This is a genomic window from Pseudomonas yamanorum (assembly GCF_900105735.1).
Lineage (GTDB): Bacteria > Pseudomonadota > Gammaproteobacteria > Pseudomonadales > Pseudomonadaceae > Aquipseudomonas > Aquipseudomonas yamanorum.
Window position 1 is genome coordinate 2,801,896 of sequence record NZ_LT629793.1, and the last position, 21,811, is coordinate 2,823,706.

The following is a 21,811-nucleotide window of genomic DNA, read 5'->3' on the forward strand; positions in this document are numbered from 1 at the left end:
AGGGTGACGCAGAGCGTCACAACAAGCATTCCCACGCGGAGCGTGGGAACGATCTTGTGCATTACTCCAGCGGCATCACCGTCACCCGCACTTCCGGGTCATGGCTCCCTCCCCCCAGAATCACCCCTCGCAACGGCGAAACATCGGAAAAATCCCGGCCCCAGGCCAGGGTGATGTGTTCCAGTGCCGGCTGCACATTGTTGGTCGGGTCAAAATCCACCCAACCCGACACCGGGCAAAACACCGACACCCACGCGTGGGACGCATCCGCGCCGATCAACCGTGGCTGGCCGGGCGGTGGCTGGGTCAGCAGATAACCACTGATATACCGCGCCGCCAGGCCCCGGGAGCGCAGGCACGCGAGCATCAGGTGGGCGAAGTCCTGGCACACGCCGCGCCGGCGCTCCAGCACTTCCACCAGCGGCGTGGCGACCTGGGTGGCTTCGGCATCGAAGGTGAACTCGCTGAAAATCTTTTCCATCAGCGCCTGCACACCCAGCAGCAAAGGGCGACCTGCCGGGAAACAGTCTTCGGAGAACTCGACGAAGCTTTTCTTCAAATGCACATAGGGCGATTCGAACCGATAGCGGCAGGCCTCGATCACTTCGGCCGACAGCGGCTGGCTGCTGTAGGTCAGGCCGTTGCGGGTCTGGTCCCAGGCCGGCGACAGGCTGAAATCCAGCACCGGCCGCGCCAGCACTTCCACCGTCAGCCCGGCGTTGACCAACAGCTCATCATGGGGCCGCTCGAACGCCAGCCGGGTGATCGGGTTACCAAACACGTCCAGCTCATCCCGGCGCGAGGTCGGCTCGGGGCTGATCTCCAGTTGCTGCGAGCTGCAGCGCTGCCAGGCGCAAGGCCGCGGCCACAGGTGCGCCAGCTGCTGGGCCAGGGACACCGGGCTGTCGTAGTGGTAATGGGTATCGTGGAAAATCTGGTAGCGGGCACTCATCACACAGACACCGTTTGCTGGCTGACATCGTCCACATGGGCAAAATGGCGCAAGGCCAGGCGGTCCGAGACTTGCCCGCTTTCATCGGCCACCGCTTGCAGCAGGTCGGCCAGGCCGTCCAGCGCAGCGCGCACACTGGACTCGCCGAACAGCGGGTTCTCCAGGCAGCCCAAGTCAAAGCGCGCCAGGCGCTCCACCAATGGCGCCAGTCCGGTTTCCCGGGGCACGCCGAAATCGTCATTCAAGCGACGCAAGGTGCGGCTCACCAGTTTCAGCTGGAACAGCACCGCGTGAGGGTTTTGCTCATCCAGCAGCAACAGGTCCAGCACCGGGATCAATTGCGGCACCGCGAGGTAGCGCGATCGATAGGTGATGCTGCTGTTGCCCAGTTCCAGCAACCATTCCAGCCCGGCCTGATCGAACACCGCCACGCCGCGCAGGAAGGCCGCCAGGCTGCTGCTGAGAAACTGCAGGCGCTCAATGCGCCTGCCCATCATCAAGAAACGCCAGCCTTCGTCGCGGGTCATGTCGTCGAGGGCAAAGCCCGACAGCGCCGCGAGGGACATCACCAGGCGGTTGAGGAAATCCAGCAGTTCGCCGAAGTCCGGCTCTTCGCTCTCCAGCTCCAGGGCTTCGCGCTGCAATTCCACCAGCGCCTGCCAGTTTTCCCGGGACAGCTTGCCGCGCACCTGGGACGCCGCCCACTGCAAACGCTGCAAGTTGGCCCGCAGGCTCGACGGCCAGTCATCACCGAGCAACGCCGCCTGAAGCCGCTCAGGCAACTCCCCCTCCTCCGGTAACAGTCGCAGGTTCTCACCCAGCTCAACGGCCGCCTGCAGCGCCAGCGGGTCGTCTCCGTCGACATAGCGGGCGAGGACGATCCGCAGCCAGCGCGCGCTGTCATCACAGCGCTCGCAATAACGGCCAAACCAGAACAGGTTTTCCACCACCCGCGACGGCAGGTACGGATCACGCCGCACCAGGTCATGGGCGCCGATGGCCCGCTGGGCGCGCCATTGTTCGGTACCGAGGGCGCGTTCGCCGAGCACCCAGGTGTCCTTGCTTGCACCGCCGCGCTGCATCGACACCACTTCGGCATCGGCTTCCGCTGCCACGCGGGTCAAGCCACCGGGCAAAACCCGGTAACCGTCGGCGCTGGCCACGGCGTACACGCGCATGCCGATGGCGCGGTGTTGAAGGTGATCGTCGACGGTGTGCCAGACCGGCGCCTGTGACAACTGCGCGAGTTCCTGGGCGACGTAGGCGTAAGGCCGTGCGCGCATACGTTCGGCCAGGGCCTCGCGCTGTTCGTCGTTCAAGTCGCGACCAAACACCGGGGCGAAACTTTGCGACGGGAACGCCGGCTTGATCAGCAGCTCCGGCAGTTTTTCCAGGGCTTCGGCCAGCACCGGCGCTTCACCGCACCACCAGGTGGCGATGGACGGCAGGATCAGTTCTTCGCCAAACAGGAATTGATTGATCTTCGGCAAAAAGCCCAGCAGGCCAGGGGATTCCAGCACGCCACTGCCCAGGGCGTTGGCCACCAGCACATTGCCTTGGCGCACAGCGTCCAACAGGCCAGGCACGCCGAGGGCCGAGTCGGTGCGCAGTTCCAGCGGGTCGCAGAAGTCGTCGTCCAGGCGACGCATGATCGCGTGCACCCGGCGCAGGCCGCTGAGGGTTTTCAGGTACACCGTGGCGTCGCGCACCGTCAGGTCGCCGCCTTCCACCAGCGGGTAGCCGAGTTGGCGGGCGAGGTACAAATGCTCGAAATAGCTTTCGTTGAAACGGCCCGGTGTCAGCAGCACGATCAACGGTGGCTGGTCGTCGCTCGGCGCCTGGCGAGCCAGGGTTTCCTGCAAGGTGCGGAAGAAACCAGTGAGGTGCTGCACCTGCAAGTCGCGGTACAGGTCCGGGAAGGCGCGGGACACGATGGTGCGGTTTTCCAAAGCATAACCGGCGCCGGACGGGGCCTGGGTACGGTCGGCGGTCACCCACCAGCGGCCATCCGGCGTACGCGCCAGGTCCACGGCGTACAGGTGCAGAAACGCGCCGTCGGGCGGCTGGATACCCTGGCACGGCCACAGGAAATTGTTATGGCCGAACACCAGTTCTGCCGGCAGCAATCCTTCGGCGATCAAGCGTTGCGGGCCATAGAGATCGGCCAGTACCGCATTCAACAGGCGCGCACGCTGGGCGATGCCGGCGGAGAGTTGCTTCCACTCATCGGCGGCCAGCACGTGGGGCAACAGGTCCAGTTCCCAAGGGCGATCGGCGCCCTTGGGGTCGGCGTAGACGTTGTAGGTCACGCCGTTTTCCTGGATCTGCCGGGTCAGCAGGGCCTGGCGCTGGGCGAGTTGCGCCGGAGTGCTGCGTTGCAGGTGATCGAGCAGGCGCTGCCAATGGGCACGAACCGCGCCGCTGTCGTCCAGCAGTTCGTGATAAGTGCCCGCAGTCAGCGGGTAACGGTCGAGCAAGTCGGGCATGGAACGCTCGGCAGGGGCAAGGGAAGTCAGATTAACTCACAAACCACGCGATCCAACTGTGGGAGCGGGCTTGCTCGCGAAAGCGGCGTGTCAGTCACTTAATGTGTTTCTGATACACCGTATTCGCGAGCAAGCCCGCTCCCACATTTTGAATCGCATTTAGTCATTCTTATTGGGGAAGCGCCGTAAATCCAGGGTCATCGGCAATTCATCATTGATCACCACACTCGGCACCGGCAATTTCCCGGGGCTGTGCCCCAGACGGAAAAACCGCGCCATCCGCCGGCTTTCAGCTTCATTGGCATTCACCGGCAGGCTGTCGTAATTGCGTCCGCCCGGATGGGCGACATGGTACTGGCAACCCCCCAGCGAGCGCTGCATCCACGTGTCCAAAAGATCGAACACCAGCGGCGCATGCACCGGGATGGTCGGCTGCAAACAGTTGGCCGGCTGCCACGCGCGATAGCGCACGCCAGCCACAAACTCTCCAACGCGCCCGGTGGGTTGCAACGGCACCGGGATGCCGTTGCAGGTCAGCAGGTAACGCTGGGGCGGCAGCCCGCTCAACTTGACCTGCAATCGCTCCAGGGACGAGTCCACGTAACGCACCGTGCCGCCCACCGCGCCCTCCTCGCCCAGCACATGCCAGGGTTCCAGGGCCTGGCGCAGTTCCAGTTCGATACCGCTGACGGCGTAGTCACCGACCTTGGGAAAACGGAACTCCAGGTGCGCGGCAAACCATTCGGCCCGCAGCGGATAACCGGCAGCGTTCAGCTCGACGATCACGTCGGCAAAATCCTGCTCGATAAAGTGCGGCAGCAGGAAGCGGTCGTGCAGTTCTGTGCCCCAGCGCGCCAGCTTCGGCGGCGCATAGGGTTCACGCCAGAACCGCGCGACCAGTGCCCGCAGCAGCAACTGCTGGGTCAGGCTCATGCGGGCGTGGGGCGGCATTTCAAAGGCGCGCAGTTCCAGCAGGCCCAGGCGGCCGGTGGCACCGTCGGGCGAGTAGAGCTTGTCGATGCAGAACTCGGCGCGGTGGGTATTGCCAGTGACGTCGATCAGCAGGTTGCGCAGCAGGCGGTCCACCAACCAGGGCGGACACTCTTCACCCACTTCGGGCATCTGCGCGAAGGCGATTTCCAACTCATACAACGCGTCGTTACGCGCTTCGTCGACCCGTGGCGCCTGGGAAGTCGGGCCGATGAACAGGCCGGAAAACAGGTAGGACAACGACGGGTGGTTATGCCAATAGCTGATCAGGCTGCGCAGCAGATCGGGACGCCGCAGGAACGGTGAATCCTTCGGCGTGGCGCCACCGAGCACAAAATGGTTACCGCCGCCGGTGCCGGTATGGCGGCCGTCGATCATGAATTTTTCTGTGGTGAGGCGGGTTTGCCGGGCTTCCTCGTAGAGAAACTCGGTGCGCTCCACCAACTCGTCCCAGGTGGCGGACGGCTGCACGTTGACCTCGATCACGCCCGGGTCCGGTGTCACCCGGAAGTTGCTCAGGCGCGGGTCGCTCGGCGGCTCGTAACCTTCCAGCAGCACCGGGCAATGCAGCTCTTCAGCGGTGGCTTCGATGGCCGCCACCAACTCCAGATAATCCTCGACCCGCTCCAGCGGCGGCATGAACAGGTACAGTCGGCCTTCCCGCGCTTCGGCACACAGGGCGGTGCGGGTCAGCCAGTCCGCGGACTCGTCGATCTTAGGAATACGGTCTTTGCTGGCGGCCGACTCACCGTGGCTTTGCAACTGTGAGGGGGTCGGCAGGTCGGGCAGGTCCTGGTTGGGATCGGTGGGATGTACGAACGGATAGTCCGCCGCCGTCACCCACGGCTGCGAGGCCAGTGGCAGGCGATAACCCAAGGGCGAATCACCCGGCACCAGGCGGCAATGGTTGTCCCGCAGGTACCAGCGGCCGCTCTGCCAGCGGTCATTGGCCGCCGTTCGCGCCAGCGGCAGCACCTGGCCGATGACTTTATCCAGGCCCTGGCTGAAGACTTTGCGCAGGCGTTCGCGCTCGAGCTTGTCCTCCAGGCGCGGATCTTCGGCGGTGACGTTCTGCGGCAAGGCGCCTTCGCGCCACAGGTAATAGAAATTGTCTTCGTAGGCCGGGAATACAAACTGCGCAGGCAGTTTCAGGCGCTCGGCGACGCTGGCCAGAAAACGCCCGGCCATCACGCCGTCGGCGCCATAGCTTTGTTGCTCATCGGCGATCAATGCGCTGTTGTGCCAGATCGGCACGCCGTCGCGGCGCCAGTAGCAGTTGAGGGACCAGCGCGGCAGTTGCTCGCCGGGGTACCACTTGCCCTGGCCGAAATGCACCAGGCCCTTGGGCGCGTAGTGCTTGCGCATGCGCTGGAACAGCTCGGCAGACAATCGGCGTTTGTCCGGGCCGAGAGCGGCGGTGTTCCATTCCGCACCGTCAGGGTCGTCGATGGAGACAAAGGTCGGCTCGCCGCCCATGGTCAGGCGCACGTCGTCCTTGAGCAGGTCACCGTCGATCTGCCGGCCCAGGGCCTGGATCGCCAGCCACTGCTCTTCGGTGTAGGGCTTGGTAACCCGTGGGGCCTCCCAAATCCGCTCCACGGACATCTCGTGGGTAAATTCGCACTCGCAGGGTTCCACCAGGCCACTGATGGGCGCTGCTGAGGAAGGATCAGGACTACAAGCCAACGGGATATGCCCTTCACCAGCGAACAAGCCGGAGGTGGCATCGAGGCCGATCCAGCCGGCGCCGGGCAAATACACTTCGCACCAGGCATGCAGGTCGGTGAAATCCACCTCGGTGCCGGACGGGCCGTCGAGGGCTTTGACGTCGGCGGTCAGCTGGATCAGATAGCCAGACACAAATCGCGCCGCCAGGCCCAGGTTACGCAGCAGTTGCACCAGCAACCACGCCGAATCCCGGCAGGAACCGGAGGCGTTTTCCAGGGTGAATTCCGGAGTTTGTACGCCCGGTTCCATGCGGATCAGGTAGCCGATATCGGCGGCCAGACGCTGATTCAGGCCTACCAGAAAATCCACCGCCGGCAACGGCGTGCGGTCGATACCCGCCAGATACGCGGCGAATCGCGGGGTCAGCGGTAATGTTTCCAGGTACGGCGCCAGCTCGCGCTGCTCATCGGCGGCGTAGCTGAAAGGGATTTTTTCGGCGTAGGGTTCCAGGAAGAAATCGAACGGATTGAATACCGCCATCTCGGCGACCAGGTCGACTTCGATGCGCAATTCGTCAGTTTTTTCCGGAAACACCAGACGCGCCAGGTAATTGCCCTGGGGGTCTTGCTGCCAATTGATGAAGTGCTGTTCCGGCAGCACCTTCAACGCGTAGGACAGAATCCGAGTGCGGCTATGAGCCGCCGGACGCAGACGAACAATCTGTGGGCCGAGCTCGACCGCGCGGTCGTAGCGGTAATGCGTAACGTGGTGCAACGCGACATGAATCGACACGGCGGCCTCCTGCGAGCCAGGGCATGAAAACAAAGCGCGCAAGACTTATGCCAGAGCAGTGGTCATTGCGCTTTATCGTGGGACCCGGTGCAGTACAGCACCAAAACGGCGCGATGGCTGCCGTCGTGGTGCGAGGGTTGCACATATTTGTGGCGGGAGTGTGAGGGTGGGTGGTGAATCTACCCAGTCACCGTGCTTTGTGCTTGGCGATCACGGCTTCGCGCAGGTGGCGCACTTCGCGCAGTTTCTGGCGCATTTCGCGGTGGCGCTTGCTGTTGAGCAGCAATAACCCCAACAACGGGAAGAGGACAGCCGAGCCATAGACCAGCACGTGAGAGGTGTATTGAATCATCGGCAATACGAACAGCAGGCAACATCCCAGGTAACCCGCCATCAAGCCGGTGGCCCACGAGCGTCCGCGCGCGATCATTACGTTGCCAAACACTATCACCGTGACCAACACCAGAATGGCAATCCCGGAGTAGCTGGATTTGAGCCCCGGATCAACGTCACGTAAATAAGTCACGCCCGCCAGGGATACAGCAGACGCCCCGGAAAAGATCGCCATGAAGATCGTGCCCATGAACACCGGGAAATAGCGTGCGAGAAAACTGCCCATGTCGGGAAAGCCGTTCATTCCGTCAGGTCCTCGTACAAGCCAATTGCAAGGGTGCTGGCGGCGCCAACATTACCGGTACGGTAGCTGCCGGTGAGGCCTAATATCCCACCCAGCGCATCTTTCATTTGGGTCAGGGTTGCGTGGCGAATTTCGGTGGAGCTGAAACTCTTCGTCAGCTTGCCTGTGCGCTGCTGCAACTTGAGCAACTTGGGCGTCAGGCTGGGGTCCCTCAGGCTTAGCAGTTCCTTGGTCAACTTCTTGCGTTCCTGGCGGCTCAAGCCCTTGAGCAGTTCGTACCAACTCTTGCCCAACGCGGCGGCCTTGTTGGCCTTGAGCAATCTCACCGTCGTCAGTGCGCCGGTGCCGATACCCACCAAAGAAGCGGCATCAAGGATGGGGGAAACAGCGCCGTACCATTCGGCGTCATCCATACGGTCATTGGCATCGGGGTCAAGGATTTCGTTGTAGGTACGCGCTACGCCAAACCCACATTGCGCGCTGCTGGCCAGCGCCGCCGTAACACCAATGCCGACCACAAAGGCACTGGCACCCGCCGTAAACGGTACGGCAACGCTGCCGCTGAAGACAACGATCCAGCCGATCACCGCAGCGGAGCATGACAACCCCATATCGAACGTCTCGCTCATGAGGCGCCCTTCCCGAGGGTTGGTCTTCACCTGCTCCACAAACTGTGCCGGGGCTATGTATTTTTGCGCCTCACGCAAAATGATGCGCTTGGGCCTGATGCTGCAAATCGGTTTGAATTCGCGCAGGGTGACGACATTGAAGTCAGCATCGATATACACCACACCCGCCCCCACAATGCCGGGATCGGCGTCGATGGCAGCAAACAGGCGTGGCAGGTTGATCTGGCTTTCGATGCGCTGGCGCGCCATGAACTGGGAGCGGTTGGAGTCCATGCCGATGCCAAGCAGGGGGCTGCTCATGGGGGTGTTCTTCCTTGAAATGGGTGGTGTCTGAACTGGCGCTTTCGCGAGCAAGCCCGCTCCCACATTCGACCGCATTCTCATGCTGAAACCCGGTTACATGTGGGAGCTGGCTTGCCTGGGATGGCGCTCGAATGGGCGCCACCTTAACAAACAGGCTACCCACCCGCTAGAAAGCAAAACGCCAGCACGAGGCTGGCGTTTTGCGATTCAGGCTGCGATCAACGCGGTACGACCGGCTTGCGGGCTGGCTTCTTGCCTTTGCCCTTGGCGGCGTCGGTGCGTTCCTTGGCGGCCTGCTTGTTGCGCGCCATGGCCGCGGCCTTGGCTTGCTCACGCTTGTCCCACGGGTTGCTGCCGTCACTGCCACGGGGCGGCAAGCCGGTATGCTGGGTGAGGATCCTGGTGGTGGTTTCCTTCGCAACCTTGTGGCTGCCAGCCGGCGTCGAGTTCTTGCGACGGGCGCTCTGGTAGCTGTCGGTGGCCGGCTGGTGCAACGGGATCAGTTGCTCCTTGCCCGGCCCGATCAGGTCGGCACGGCCCATGCGGGTCAAGGCTTCACGCAGCATCGGCCAGCCCTTCGGGTCGTGGTATCGCAGGAAGGCCTTGTGCAGACGGCGCTGTTCTTCGCTCTTGACGATGGTCACCGCGTCGCTCTTGTAGGTGACCTTGCGCAGCGGGTTCTTGCCCGAGTGGTACATCGCCGTGGCGGTGGCCATTGGCGACGGGTAGAACGCCTGCACCTGGTCAGCGCGGAAGCCGTTGCCCTTGAGCCACAGGGCCAGGTTCATCATGTCTTCATCGGTGGTGCCCGGGTGGGCAGCGATGAAGTAAGGAATCAGGTACTGCTCTTTGCCCGCTTCCTTGGTGTACTTCTCGAACATGCGCTTGAACTTGTCATAGCTGCCAATGCCCGGTTTCATCATCTGGTTGAGCGGACCTTCCTCGGTGTGTTCCGGGGCGATCTTCAGGTAGCCACCAACGTGGTGGGTCACCAGCTCCTTCACGTATTCCGGCGACTCGACCGCGAGGTCGTAGCGCAGGCCGGAAGCGATCAGGATCTTCTTCACACCCGGCAACGCACGGGCGCTGCGATACAGCTGGATCAGCGACGAGTGGTCGGTGTTCAGGTTCGGGCAGATACCGGGGAACACGCAGGAGGGCTTGCGGCACGCGGATTCGATTTCCGGGCTCTTGCAGGCAATGCGGTACATGTTCGCGGTCGGGCCGCCGAGGTCGGAGATGACGCCGGTGAAGCCTGGCACCTTGTCGCGGATCTCTTCGATTTCGCGAATGATCGACTCTTCGGAACGGTTCTGGATGATCCGGCCTTCGTGCTCGGTGATCGAGCAGAAGGTGCAGCCGCCGAAGCAGCCACGCATGATGTTCACCGAGAAACGGATCATGTCGTAGGCCGGGATCTTTTCCTTGCCGTACGCCGGGTGTGGAACACGGGCGTAAGGCATGCCGAACACGTAGTCCATTTCTTCGGTGGTCATGGGAATGGGCGGCGGGTTGAACCACACGTCCACTTCGCCGTGCTTCTGTACCAGCGCGCGGGCGTTACCCGGGTTGGTTTCCAGGTGGAGCACGCGGTTGGCGTGGGCATACAGCACTGAGTCGCCACGGACTTTTTCCACGGACGGCAGACGAATGACCGTTTTGTCACGGGTCATGCGCGGGCTGGCCAGGATCTGTACGACCTTGGCCTCTTCCGGGTCTTCAACCGGGCCTTTTTCCTGCTCGATGGCGCAGGCCTGGATGTCCTGGGTGTTCACGTACGGGTTGATGATCTTGTCGATCTTGCCCGGACGGTCGATACGGGTGGAGTCCACCTCGTACCAGCCTTCAGGCGTGTCACGGCGAATGAACGCAGTGCCGCGCACGTCGGTGATGTCTTCGATCTTGTGGCCCCACGACAGGCGCTGGGCGACTTCGACAATGGCCCGCTCGGCGTTGCCGTACAGCAGGATATCGGCGCAGGCGTCGATCAGGATCGAGTTACGAACGCGATCCTGCCAGTAGTCGTAGTGGGCGATGCGGCGCAGGGACGCTTCGATGCCGCCGAGTACGATCGGCACGTGCTTGTAAGCTTCCTTGCAGCGCTGGCTGTAGACCAGGCTCGCGCGGTCCGGACGTTTGCCGGCCATGCCACCGGGGGTGTAGGCGTCATCGGAACGGATTTTCTTGTCGGCGGTGTAGCGGTTGATCATCGAGTCCATGTTGCCGGCCGCGACGCCGAAGAACAGGTTCGGCTCGCCGAGCTTCATGAAGTCGTCTTTGGACTGCCAGTTGGGCTGGGCAATGATCCCGACGCGAAAGCCCTGGGACTCCAGCAGCCGGCCGATGATTGCCATGCCGAACGACGGATGGTCCACGTACGCGTCACCGGTGACGATGATGATGTCGCATGAATCCCAGCCAAGCTGATCCATCTCCTCCCTGCTCATCGGCAGGAATGGCGCAGGACCGAAACATTCGGCCCAGTACTTGGGATAGTCAAATAACGGCTTGGCTGTTTGCATGACGGTGACCGGTGTTGAGATGAAAAATCGCGGGCGCGGAATATAGCACAAATTTTGACCAATTCCGACCTTTGCAGTCGGAATTGGCGAGACGGCTTTTTACTCGTCTTCGAAGTTGTAGCTGCCCGGCGCCAGGTTTTCGAAGCGGGTGTATTTACCGATAAAGGCCAGGCGCGTGGTGCCAATTGGCCCGTTACGCTGCTTACCGATAATGATTTCTGCGATGCCTTTATGCTCGGTCTCCGGGTGATACACCTCGTCCCGGTATACGAACATGATCACGTCAGCATCCTGCTCGATCGCTCCGGATTCCCGCAAGTCGGAGTTGATCGGGCGTTTGTTCGGACGCTGCTCAAGAGATCGGTTGAGCTGCGACAGGGCAACCACCGGGCAGTTGAATTCCTTGGCCAGGGCTTTCAACGAGCGGGAAATCTCGGAAATCTCGTTGGTCCGGCTGTCGCCGCTGGAACCCGGGATCTGCATCAACTGCAGGTAGTCGATCATGATCAGGGCAATGTCGCCATGCTCACGCACCAGGCGTCGGGTACGCGCGCGCATTTCCGAGGGGCTGATGCCCGCAGTGTCATCGATAAACAGCTTGCGGTCATTGAGCAGGTTGACCGCCGAGGTCAGGCGCGGCCAATCGTCGTCTTCCAGGCGACCGGCACGCACCTTGGTCTGATCAATGCGGCCCAGGGACGACAACATACGCATGATCAGCGATTCACCTGGCATCTCCAGGGAGTAAACCAGGACGGCCTTGTCGCTGCGCAACACGGCGTTTTCCACCAGGTTCATGGCGAAGGTGGTTTTACCCATGGACGGACGGCCGGCGACGATGATCAAGTCGGCGGGCTGCAGGCCGCTGGTCATGCCGTCGAGGTCGGTGTAGCCGGTGGACAGGCCGGTAATGGCGTTGTCGGTGTTGAACAGGGTATCGATACGGTCGATGGCCTTGGTCAGCAGGTCGTTGACGCTGACCGGGCCGCCGGTTTTCGGACGGGCTTCGGCGATCTGGAAGATCTGCCGCTCGGCTTCGTCGAGGATCTCTTCAGCGGTACGGCCTTCCGGGTTGAACGCGCTGTCGGCGATCTCGGTGGCGATGCCGATCAGTTGGCGCAACGTGGCCCGCGCACGGACGATCTGAGCATAGGCCTTGATGTTGGCGACCGATGGCGTGTTTTTCGCCAGCTCACCCAGGTAACCCAGGCCGCCCACTTGGGACGTCTGGCCTTCCTTGTCCAATTGCTCGGCCAGGGTCACCACGTCGATCGGTGAGTTCTGGTCGGCCAGCTTGGCAATGGCGCGGAAGATCAGGCGGTGGTCATGACGGTAGAAATCGCCGTCCGAGACTTGATCCAGCACGCGTTCCCAGGCGTTGTTGTCCAGCATCAAGCCACCGAGCACGGCCTGTTCGGCCTCGATGGAATGTGGCGGCACCTTCAGGGCGGCGGTTTGCAGGTCATATTGCTCAGGTGCGGAGATATCGTTCATGGCCACTTGGAATAGTTGGAGAATCAGGGGCTACAGAAAAACAAAAGCCAGAAAAACAAAAGGCACGACCTGTGAACAGGATCGTGCCCGATGTTAACCGCCCGGCACGCGAGGTGCCAGTCAGTTAGGTGCTGCTTAAGCTGCTACCACAACAACGCGTACGGTTGCTTCGACTTCAGCGTGCAGGTGCACGGCTACATCGAATTCGCCAACGTTGCGGATGGTGCCGTTCGGCAGACGAACTTCGCTCTTCTGCACTTCAACGCCGGAGGCGGTCAGTGCATCAGCGATGTCGTGGGTGCCGATCGAACCGAACAGCTTGCCTTCGTCACCGGCGGTGGCAGTGATAGTCACTTCCAGCTCAGCCAGTTGGGCAGCGCGAGTTTCGGCCGAAGCTTTTTTGTCTGCTGCTGCTTTTTCCAGCTCAGCACGACGCTCTTCAAACGCAGCCAGGTTGGCAGCGGTTGCAGCGGTGGCTTTGCCGTATGGCAGCAGGTAGTTACGACCGTAGCCGGCCTTAACGTTCACTTTGTCGCCCAGGTTGCCCAGGTTGGCGACTTTTTCCAGAAGGATCAGTTGCATGTGAAAATCCTCTAACTTTTAACCTTCACCGTTCGCGTTATCGGCGTCTTTCGGCGCCAGACGACCGCGAAAATCAATCAGGCCGTCGACAATGGCCAAGACCACGAGTAACGGATAGATCAGCTGCATGAACAGCAACAGCGTCACGTACAACCCCACCAGCCAGAATCTGCCCAGTCGCTTTTGCGCCACCAGCCCATGAATCAGGGATAGCCCGGCGAATACCAGCGGTACGCTGCACAACGGCACCAACAGCGCCAGGCCAAACGTCGGCCCGACCACCATGAACGCCAGCAGCAACATCGCCGGTCCAGCGGGGATTCTGATACTGCGAAATTCGCGACCAAAACCACCCGGGTTATACAACAACGCCTGCCAGTAACGCCCAAGAATCAGGCTCAGCACGCTGACAATCTGCAACAGTGCCGCTATCAGGCCGGTCAGCATCGGTGCAACCACTGACGCAAAGCGCGCTCGCTCCTCTACCGATAACTGCTGGTAGAGATCCCCGAGGGCCAGCGGCAGGATCTTTATGATCTCCTGCGCCAGCGCCTCGATTTGCGGGCGGAAAGCCGCGCCAAGCGCCAGTGAATACACCAACCCCAATGCCACGCTGACCAGCAGCGTACGGACCCAGGACTCACTTGCGCGTAAAACCAACGCAAGGGTCGATGAACCGAGCAGTACCAGAAGTACCCGTGGATCATCGAATTTCAACCACCAGACCAAGGCCGGCAGTATTCCCAGGGCAAGAACGCCAAGGGCGTCCTTCAAACCGCGCCGCAGGAGCACAAGGCAACCTGCGGCAGCACCCAACCAATACAACAACGGCAATGCTGCACATCCAGCCACTACGAGAGTGGCCTGCACACGACCGCGCATGATGAACTCAGCTAAGGCGCGCATGCATTCAATCCCTTACTACTTGTCGACTGCCCGGTCTCAGCGGCCGTGGCTGTCGGTGTAGGCCAGCAGGGCCAGGAAGCGGGCGCGCTTGATAGCGGTGGCCAGCTGACGCTGATAACGAGCTTTGGTACCGGTGATGCGGCTTGGAACAATTTTGCCGGTCTCGGATACGTAGGCTTTCAGAGTGTTGAGATCTTTGTAATCGATCTCCTTCACGTCTTCAGCGGTGAAGCGGCAGAATTTACGACGACGGAAGAAACGTGCCATTTGATAGGCTCCTTAAAAGGTCCGTGGATTACTCGTCAGCGTTATCGCTGTTGTCGCTGTCATCACTATCAGCGCTTTCAGCGCCTTCGTGCTCAGGACGGTCGCGACGCTCACGGCGCTCACTGCGGTTTTCTTCAGCCTTGAGCATCTCGGATTGGCCGGTAACGGCTTCTTCGCGACGGATGACCAGGTTACGGATCACTGCATCGTTGTAGCGGAAGTTGTCTTCCAGCTCGGCCAGGGCCTTGCCAGTGCACTCAACGTTCAGCATCACGTAGTGAGCCTTGTGAACATTGTTGATTGCGTAGGCCAGTTGACGACGACCCCAATCTTCCAGACGGTGGATTTTGCCGCCGTCTTCTTCGATCAGCTTGGTGTAACGCTCTACCATGCCGCCGACTTGCTCGCTTTGATCCGGGTGGACCAAAAAGATGATTTCGTAATGACGCATGAATGCTCCTTACGGGTTGTAGCCTGCCGCTCAAAAACGGTCAGACAAGGAGTGAATGACACTTATGGATCTTGCCGAAGGGAGGCACATGCGTGCCTGCCATGAAGGCAAGGGGCGCAATTGTAGAGAAGGGGGAGAAAGGGCGCAAGGTGATTGGTGATTATTTGAACAACGCAGAATCAAGGCAAACACAAAACAAATGTGGGAGCTGGCTTGCCTGCGATGGCAATGGCACAGGCAACATCTCTGCTGACTGACACACCGCCATCGCGGGCAAGCTCGGCTCCCACAGGGTCTTGCGTCGCTCTTATGCCTTATTTCTTGGCTTTAGCCTTGGCGCCGCGCTGACGCTGTGCTTCGAACAGGCAGACGCCCGTTGCGACTGAAACGTTGAGGCTGCTGACGCTACCGGCCATCGGCAGGTGCACCAGGTAGTCGCAATGCTCGCGGGTCAGGCGGCGCATGCCCTTGCCTTCGGCCCCCATGATCAGGATGGTCGGGCCGGTGAGGTCCTGGTCATAAATGCTGACCTCAGCCTCCCCCGCCGTCCCCACGACCCACAGGCCGCGCTGCTGGAGTTTCTCCAGGGTGCGCGCCAGGTTGGTTACGGCCACCAGCGGAATCACTTCCGCCGCACCGCAGGCAACTTTACGCACTACAGGCGTCAAGGTTGCCGACTTGTCTTTAGGCACGATCACCGCCAACGCACCGGCAGCATCCGCCGAACGCAGGCAGGCGCCGAGGTTGTGCGGATCGGTCACGCCGTCGAGCACCAGCAACAGCGGCGCGCCTTCGGTGCGATCGAGCAGCTCGTCGAGCATCGCTTCGCCCCAGACCTGGCTCGGGCTTACGTCCGCTACCACGCCTTGGTGAACGCCTTCGACCCAGACGTCCATCTCACGACGCTCGGCCTGGCCGATGGCAACTTTGTTCTGATTGGCCAGCTCGACCAGCGCTTGAACGCGCGGCTCACTGCGGCCTTCAGCCAACCACACCTGCTTGACGCGTTTCGGGTGGTGACGCAGCAATGCTTCTACGGCGTGTACGCCGTAGATTTTTTCCAGACTCATGACTTGGCCTTAGGTTTGCGCGACCCGCCGCTTTTCGCGGGGGCCGAACCCGCTTTTGGCGGGCCTTTACGGTGTTTACTCGGCTTGCTCGACGGCTTTTCCGCCTCGCGGGACTTTCCCCCAGACGCCGCTTTACCGCCGCTTTTGGCTTCGTTGAGCAACTGCTGCTTCAACTCGCGGCTCTTGCGCAGCTCGGCGTTTTTCGCCGCAGCATCGCTTGGGCGGTAGGCTTCGGGGGCCTTGTCCTTGGCAGACGAACGACGAGCAGGCTTGGCTGGCGCAGGCTCGGCGACCGCTGCTTTCGCAGGAGCACCTTTGCCTTTGCTGGCCGGCGCAGTCGTTTCGCCGCCACGTTTTTTACGGCCAGTCGGCTCGGCTGGTTTATCAGGCATGCCGAAGTCGATCTTGCGCTCGTCGAGGTCGACGCGCATGACCTGCACTTCCACGGTGTCGCCCAGACGGAAGCTGCGACCGGTGCGCTCGCCCGCCAGGCGGTGATGCACAGGGTCGAAGTGGTAGTAGTCACCCGGCAAGGCGGTGACGTGCACCAGGCCCTCGACGTAGATGTCGGTCAACTCGACGAACAGGCCAAAACCCGTCACGGCGGTGATCACACCCGGGAACGACTCGCCCACGCGGTCTTTCATGAACTCGCACTTGAGCCAGTTCACTACGTCGCGGGTGGCTTCGTCGGCACGGCGCTCGCTCATGGAGCACTGCTCGCCCAACTGTTCCAGGGCCGCTTCGTCGTACGGATAGATCCGTGCTTTCGGAATGGTCATGGCACCGGCGCGCTTGACGTGCGGGGTGTTCTGCTTGGAATGGATCACGCTGCGGATCGCCCGGTGCGTGAGCAAGTCCGGGTAACGGCGAATCGGCGAGGTGAAGTGGGTGTACGCCTCGTAATTCAGGCCGAAGTGGCCCTGGTTATCGGCGCTGTACACCGCCTGGCTCAGGGAGCGCAGCATGACGGTCTGGATCACGTGGTAATCCGGACGGTCCTTGATGCTCGCGAGCAGAGCCTGGTAGTCCTTCGGCGTCGGGCCGTCCTTGCCTTTGTGCAGGGACAGGCCAAGCTCACCGAGGAACGCGCGCAGCTTCTCCAGACGCTCCGGCGGCGGGCCGTCGTGCACCCGGTACAAGGCCGGAATCTCGTGCTTTTTCAGGAATTCTGCAGTGGCCACGTTGGCCGCCAGCATGCATTCCTCGATCAGCTTGTGAGCATCATTACGGGTGGTCGGGGTGATCGCGGCGATCTTGCGCTCGGAACCGAAGACAATCCGGGTTTCCTGAGTTTCAAAGTCGATCGCGCCACGCACGTGACGAGCGCCCAGCAACACTTTGTACAGCGCATAGAGCTGCTTGAGGTGCGGCACGACATGGCCGTACTCACCGCGCAGGGCTTTGGCTTCGCTGGTTTTCGGCTGTTCCAGGATGGTGCTGACCTTGTTGTAGGTCAGGCGCGCCTGGGAGTGGATCACCGCTTCGTAGAACTGGTAGTCGGTCATTTCGCCGGTTTTCGAGATGGTCATCTCGCACACCATGGCCAAACGGTCGACTTTCGGGTTCAGGGAGCACAGGCCGTTGGACAGCTGCTCAGGCAGCATCGGGATGACGCGCTCGGGGAAGTACACCGAGTTGCCGCGCACCTGGGCTTCGTTGTCCAGGGCCGAACCAATCTTCACGTAGCTGGACACGTCGGCAATCGCGACGAACAACTTCCAGCCGCCGGAGAACAGGCGCAGTTTGCCGGGCTTGGCTTCGCAGTAGACCGCATCGTCGAAGTCGCGGGCATCTTCGCCGTCAATGGTGACGAACGGCAGATGACGCAGGTCGATGCGTTTTTCTTTGTCTTTTTCTTCAACTTCCGGCTTGAGCTTGGCGGCTTCTTTGAGCACAGCCTCAGGCCAGACGTGAGGGATATCGTAGGTGCGCAGCGCAACATCGATTTCCATGCCCGGCGCCATGTAGTTGCCGACCACTTCGACGATATCGCCCTGCGGCTGGAAGCGCGCAGTTGGCCAGTGGGTGATTTTCACCTCGACGAACTGGCCGACCTTGGCGGCGCCATTGCGCCCCGGGGTGATCAGCACTTCCTGCTGGACCTTCGGGTTATCCGGCACGACAAAGCCGATGCCGCCTTCTTCGAAGTAACGGCCAACAATGGACTCATGGGCACGGGACACCACTTCGACGATCACGCCTTCGCGGCGACCGCGACGGTCGAGGCCGGAAACGCGCGCCAGGGCACGGTCGCCATCGAACACCAGGCGCATTTGCGCCGGGCTCATGAACAGGTCGTCGCTGCCATCATCCGGGATCAGGAAGCCGAAACCGTCACGGTGGCCGGCAATACGACCGAGGATCAGGTCGAGCTTGTCCACCGGCGCGTAGGTGCCCCGGCGGGTGTAGATCAACTGGGCATCGCGCTCCATGGCGCGCAGGCGGCGACGCAGGGCTTCGAGTTGGTCTTCGGTGGTCAGACCGAATTCTTCAACCAACTGCTCGCGGCTAGCAGGCGAACCCCGATCGGCGAGATGCGCCAGGATCAGTTCACGGCTAGGAATAGGGTTTTCATATTTTTCCGCTTCACGAGCGGCCTCGGGATCGAGGGACTGCCAATCGGCCATTAGAGAGTTTTCACCTTGTCTATATGAGGGTTAGTTTGGCATACGCGTATTGAAACGGGAAATTTCAGGTGTCAACAAGCCCGTAAAAGCACTTTGTAGCCCTCGGAATGCACCTTGCGCGACCGCCCGCGAAATTTTCCAGGCTTTTTTGATAACTGGGCTTTACAGCGCAAAAAGTGGTCCGTATAGTGCGCGCCATCGACGACGGCAACGTTGACGATGCTGCCCAGATGGTGAAATTGGTAGACACGCCAGCTTCAGGTGCTGGTGACCGCAAGGTCGTGGAAGTTCGAGTCTTCTTCTGGGCACCAATTCCAAACTTGAGGTTTCAACCTTGAGTCTCACAAAAACCCGCGAAAGCGGGTTTTTGCGTTTCAGGTCTTTGATTTTTAACCATAAAGTTGATTTATAAAATCAAATCAGGGGTTTACAGATCAAAAAGCCCTCCGTATAGTTCGCTCCATCAACAGCGGCAACGTTGCTGATGCTGCCCAGATGGTGAAATTGGTAGACACGCCAGCTTCAGGTGCTGGTGACCGCAAGGTCGTGGAAGTTCGAGTCTTCTTCTGGGCACCAATTCTAAACTCAAGGTTTTAACCTTGAGTCTCACAAAAACCCGCGAAAGCGGGTTTTTGCGTTTCCGGGGTCTGAAAACTTCCAGACCGATTTGCCCCATGACCGCACCTGAGAAACTTTATCGTTTATCCTAGCAACGATTTGTTGCACTCAAGTGAGGAACACCCCGGATGATGATCCGCGATACCCGTCTCAAGACATCCCTTCTGCGTGGCCTGACCATCACTCTGCTCGGCCTGACCCTGCTCTCGCCCGCCGCCTATTCTGCCGACAAGGTTGCACTGACCTTGTACAACGGCCAACACAAGGAGGTCGGCGATGAACTTGCCAAGGCCTTCGAAGCCAAGACCGGCATCCACGTGAATGTGCGCAAGGGCAGCAGCAACCAGCTGGCCAGCCAGGTCGTCGAAGAAGGTGACCGCTCCCCTGCCGACGTGATCTACACCGAAGAATCACCGCCGCTGAATAAACTCGGCGAGCAAGGCCTGCTGGCGACCATCGACGCCAGCACCCTCGACGTTCTGCCCAAGGAATACGTGGCCGCCAACGGTGCCTGGATGGGCGTGACCGCACGCACCCGCGTCGTAGCGTTCAACCCGAAACTGATCGCCGAGAAAGACCTGCCCAAGTCAGTACTGGATTTCGCCGGACCTGAATGGCAAGGCAAGGTCGGTTTCGTACCCACCAGCGGCGCATTCCAGGAACAGGCCGTGGCGATCATCAAGCTGCACGGTCGCGAAGCCGCTGAAGAATGGCTGACCGGCCTGCGCGCCTTCGGCAAGGTCTACAGCAACAACATGGTTGCGCTCAAGGCCGTGGAAAATGGCGAAGTCGCCACCGTCCTGGTGAACAACTACTACTGGTTCGCCCTGAAGAAAGAAAAAACCAACCTGGATTCACAACTGCACTACTTCACCGACGGTGATGCCGGCGGCCTGATCACCGTGTCTGCCGCTGCGGCGCTGAAATCCAGCAAGCATCCAAAGGAAGCCCAGCAATTGTTGGCCTTCATGGCCAGCGAAGAAGGCCAGCGGGTGATCACCAACACCTCCGCCGAATACCCGTTGCGCAAGGGCATGGAATCCAACCGCGGCCTCAAGCCTTTCAGCGAGCTGCAACCGCCGAAAGTCACCCCTGCCGACCTGGGCAACGCCGAAGAAGCCCTGGAACTGGAACGTGACGTTGGCTTGAACTGATGAACCCATCGCTCCCCGCCCCCGCCTTGCGCGGGGGTTTTACGCCGAGACGCAAACGCCCTTCGATCTGGTTGCTGCTACCAGTCCTGCTGCTGGTAGGCCTGAGCCTGTTGCCGCTGGCGTATGTCGGCCTCAAGGCCTGGCAAGCAGGATGGGCCGAGGCGGTGCATTTGCTGTGGCGGCCTTATGTGTTCGGGCTGCTGCGCAACACCCTGGCGCTGATGGTCGGTGTGACCGTGGCCTGCGGCGTGATCGGCTTGTCGCTGGCCTGGCTGCTGGAACGCAGCAACCTGCCGGGGCGGCGGATATGGGGAGTGATCCTGTGCCTGCCGTTTGCCGTGCCGGCGTTCGTCAGCAGCTTCACCTGGGTTTCATTGAGCGCCAATTTCGAAGGGCTGGGCGGGGCGATCCTGGTGATGACCCTGTCCAAATACCCGCTGGTGTTTCTACCGGTGGCGGCGACCCTGCGCAATCTTGACCCGTCCCTGGAAGAATCGGCCCGCACCCTCGGACTGAATCGCTGGGGCGTGTTCTTTCGCATCACCTTGCCGTTGCTGTGGCCATCGCTACTGGCGGGGGCGCTGTTGATTGCCCTGCACATGCTGGTGGAGTTCGGCGCGCTGTCGATCATCGGCCTGCAGACGTTTACCACCGCGATCTATCAACAATTCGAGCTGGAATTCAGTAACGCCAATGCGGCAATGCTCTCGGCGGTGCTGCTGGTGATGTGCCTGACACTGCTCTGGCTGGAATTGCGGGTACGCGGCAAAGGCCGGCATGTGCGCACCGGCCAGGGCGCGGCGCGACATGCCGAACAGGTTCGACTCGGCAAATGGGCGGCGGTGGGGCAACTGTATTGCCTGCTCCTGGCGATCATTGGCAGCGGCATTCCACTGGGCATGCTGGGTTACTGGCTGGCCGTGGGCAGTTCAGCGGCATTTCCGATTGCAGAGATCAGCGAGGCGCTGCTTTCTTCCTTGGCATTGTCCTTGGGCGGCGCCGCGCTTTGCCTGTTGTTTGCAGTGCCTGTGGGCTTGCTGGTGGTGCGCTATAAAGGCCAGCTCGCACTGTGGGCCGAACGCCTGCCATACCTGCTGCACGCCCTGCCCGGCCTGGTGATTGCGCTGACGCTGGTGTACTTCGCGCTGCATTACGTGCCGGCGCTGTATCAGACGTCGGCGTTGTTGCTGATCGCTTATGCGTTGCTGTTTTTGCCCCTGGCCCAGGCGCCGATCCGCACAGCACTGAACAAGGCGGCACCCCAACTGGAAGAAGCGGCGAGAACACTGGGGGCGTCGTCGTTCAGTGCGTTTTGCCGGGTGACATTACCGATTATTTTCCCCGCATTGGGCGCGGCATTTGCGCTGGTGTTCCTGGATGCGATGAAGGAATTGACGGCGACGTTGCTGCTTAGTCCTACTGGATTGAACACACTGGCGACTGCCGTGTGGGCGCATACCTCGAATGTGGAATTCGCGGCAGCGGCGCCTTATGCCGCACTGCTTATTCTAGTGTCGGGGCTGCCGGTGTATCTGCTTACGACGCGGATGTATCTGAGCCGCTGAATCCGCCATCGCAGGCAAGCCAGCTCCCACATTCGACCGAGTTCCAACTCTGGAATGCGGTCAAATGTGGGAGCTGGCTTGCCTGCGATGAGGCC

Annotated in this window: 15 protein-coding genes and 2 tRNA genes; 4 read left to right on the top strand and 13 right to left on the bottom strand. The window is 61.1% G+C overall.

Annotated features, from left to right (window positions below; translation table 11 throughout):
- Positions 1-61: 61 nt before the first annotated feature.
- The 13 genes from BLU46_RS13385 to rnr form a co-directional block, all read right to left on the bottom strand.
- Positions 62-952 carry a transglutaminase family protein gene (locus tag BLU46_RS13385; RefSeq protein WP_017478354.1) on the bottom strand — a complete coding sequence of 297 codons (891 nt, stop codon included), beginning with the start codon at positions 950-952 and terminating at the stop codon, positions 62-64.
- Positions 952-3,438 (bottom strand): circularly permuted type 2 ATP-grasp protein, encoded by a 2,487-nt coding sequence (locus BLU46_RS13390; RefSeq protein ID WP_063033378.1) that lies wholly within the window; start codon positions 3,436-3,438, stop codon positions 952-954. Before BLU46_RS13390 ends, BLU46_RS13385 begins: the two co-directional genes overlap by 1 nt.
- 159 nt (positions 3,439-3,597) lie before the next feature.
- Entirely contained in the window at positions 3,598-6,888 is a 3,291-nt protein-coding gene (locus BLU46_RS13395) for a transglutaminase family protein (RefSeq protein ID WP_063033379.1), read from the bottom strand.
- 187 nt (positions 6,889-7,075) lie between these two features.
- Positions 7,076-7,525, bottom strand: coding sequence for a hypothetical protein (locus tag BLU46_RS13400; protein WP_093202336.1), 450 nt, complete (start codon positions 7,523-7,525; stop codon positions 7,076-7,078).
- The gene (locus BLU46_RS13405) at positions 7,522-8,454 is read right to left on the bottom strand and encodes an NAD synthetase (protein WP_003217480.1); all 933 of its coding nucleotides are present in this window, start codon (positions 8,452-8,454) and stop codon (positions 7,522-7,524) included. Before BLU46_RS13405 ends, BLU46_RS13400 begins: the two co-directional genes overlap by 4 nt.
- A 221-nt stretch (positions 8,455-8,675) precedes the next feature.
- Positions 8,676-10,979, bottom strand: a complete 2,304-nt coding sequence (locus tag BLU46_RS13410) for a YgiQ family radical SAM protein (protein WP_093202340.1) — start codon at positions 10,977-10,979, stop codon at positions 8,676-8,678.
- Between the two features lie 99 nt (positions 10,980-11,078).
- A complete protein-coding gene (gene dnaB, locus BLU46_RS13415; RefSeq protein ID WP_003217484.1) occupies positions 11,079-12,473 on the bottom strand; it encodes a replicative DNA helicase in 1,395 nt (464 codons plus the stop codon).
- A 135-nt stretch (positions 12,474-12,608) separates the two neighbouring features.
- Entirely contained in the window at positions 12,609-13,055 is a 447-nt protein-coding gene (gene rplI / locus BLU46_RS13420; RefSeq protein WP_003171376.1) for a 50S ribosomal protein L9, read from the bottom strand.
- An 18-nt stretch (positions 13,056-13,073) separates the two neighbouring features.
- Positions 13,074-13,961 (bottom strand): YybS family protein, encoded by an 888-nt coding sequence (locus BLU46_RS13425; RefSeq protein WP_063033381.1) that lies wholly within the window; start codon positions 13,959-13,961, stop codon positions 13,074-13,076.
- 36 nt (positions 13,962-13,997) lie between these two features.
- On the bottom strand, positions 13,998-14,228 hold the full coding sequence (gene rpsR, locus BLU46_RS13430; RefSeq protein WP_002551829.1) for a 30S ribosomal protein S18: 231 nt from the start codon (positions 14,226-14,228) through the stop codon (positions 13,998-14,000).
- A gap of 28 nt (positions 14,229-14,256) precedes the next feature.
- Positions 14,257-14,679 (bottom strand): 30S ribosomal protein S6, encoded by a 423-nt coding sequence (rpsF, locus tag BLU46_RS13435; protein WP_003217491.1) that lies wholly within the window; start codon positions 14,677-14,679, stop codon positions 14,257-14,259.
- A 314-nt stretch (positions 14,680-14,993) separates the two neighbouring features.
- Positions 14,994-15,749, bottom strand: a complete 756-nt coding sequence (gene rlmB, locus BLU46_RS13440; RefSeq protein WP_003217493.1) for a 23S rRNA (guanosine(2251)-2'-O)-methyltransferase RlmB — start codon at positions 15,747-15,749, stop codon at positions 14,994-14,996.
- Positions 15,746-18,379, bottom strand: coding sequence for a ribonuclease R (rnr, locus tag BLU46_RS13445; protein WP_093202344.1), 2,634 nt, complete (start codon positions 18,377-18,379; stop codon positions 15,746-15,748). Before rnr ends, rlmB begins: the two co-directional genes overlap by 4 nt.
- 224 nt (positions 18,380-18,603) lie before the next feature.
- Between rnr and BLU46_RS13450 the strand changes: the two genes are divergently transcribed.
- From BLU46_RS13450 to BLU46_RS13465, 4 genes are all read left to right on the top strand, one after another.
- Positions 18,604-18,690, top strand: a tRNA-Leu gene (locus BLU46_RS13450).
- A gap of 178 nt (positions 18,691-18,868) precedes the next feature.
- Positions 18,869-18,955, top strand: a tRNA-Leu gene (locus BLU46_RS13455).
- A 170-nt stretch (positions 18,956-19,125) separates the two neighbouring features.
- Positions 19,126-20,151, top strand: coding sequence for an extracellular solute-binding protein (locus BLU46_RS13460; protein ID WP_063033383.1), 1,026 nt, complete (start codon positions 19,126-19,128; stop codon positions 20,149-20,151).
- Entirely contained in the window at positions 20,151-21,716 is a 1,566-nt protein-coding gene (locus BLU46_RS13465) for an ABC transporter permease (RefSeq protein ID WP_093202348.1), read from the top strand. Before BLU46_RS13460 ends, BLU46_RS13465 begins: the two co-directional genes overlap by 1 nt.
- Positions 21,717-21,811: the final 95 nt, after the last annotated feature.

Bases quoted from the DNA above. Each gene is read 5' to 3' on its own strand.
- BLU46_RS13385 (WP_017478354.1), bottom strand. From the start codon at position 952: ATGAGTGCCCGCTACCAGATTTTCCACGATACCCATTACCACTACGAC.
- BLU46_RS13390 (WP_063033378.1), bottom strand. From the start codon at position 3,438: ATGCCCGACTTGCTCGACCGTTACCCGCTGACTGCGGGCACTTATCAC.
- BLU46_RS13400 (WP_093202336.1), bottom strand. From the start codon at position 7,525: ATGAACGGCTTTCCCGACATGGGCAGTTTTCTCGCACGCTATTTCCCG.
- BLU46_RS13405 (WP_003217480.1), bottom strand. From the start codon at position 8,454: ATGAGCAGCCCCCTGCTTGGCATCGGCATGGACTCCAACCGCTCCCAG.
- BLU46_RS13410 (WP_093202340.1), bottom strand. From the start codon at position 10,979: ATGCAAACAGCCAAGCCGTTATTTGACTATCCCAAGTACTGGGCCGAA.
- dnaB (WP_003217484.1), bottom strand. From the start codon at position 12,473: ATGAACGATATCTCCGCACCTGAGCAATATGACCTGCAAACCGCCGCC.
- rplI (WP_003171376.1), bottom strand. From the start codon at position 13,055: ATGCAACTGATCCTTCTGGAAAAAGTCGCCAACCTGGGCAACCTGGGC.
- BLU46_RS13425 (WP_063033381.1), bottom strand. From the start codon at position 13,961: ATGCGCGCCTTAGCTGAGTTCATCATGCGCGGTCGTGTGCAGGCCACT.
- rpsR (WP_002551829.1), bottom strand. From the start codon at position 14,228: ATGGCACGTTTCTTCCGTCGTCGTAAATTCTGCCGCTTCACCGCTGAA.
- rpsF (WP_003217491.1), bottom strand. From the start codon at position 14,679: ATGCGTCATTACGAAATCATCTTTTTGGTCCACCCGGATCAAAGCGAG.
- rlmB (WP_003217493.1), bottom strand. From the start codon at position 15,749: ATGAGTCTGGAAAAAATCTACGGCGTACACGCCGTAGAAGCATTGCTG.
- rnr (WP_093202344.1), bottom strand. From the start codon at position 18,379: ATGGCCGATTGGCAGTCCCTCGATCCCGAGGCCGCTCGTGAAGCGGAA.
- BLU46_RS13460 (WP_063033383.1), top strand. From the start codon at position 19,126: ATGATGATCCGCGATACCCGTCTCAAGACATCCCTTCTGCGTGGCCTG.
- BLU46_RS13465 (WP_093202348.1), top strand. From the start codon at position 20,151: ATGAACCCATCGCTCCCCGCCCCCGCCTTGCGCGGGGGTTTTACGCCG.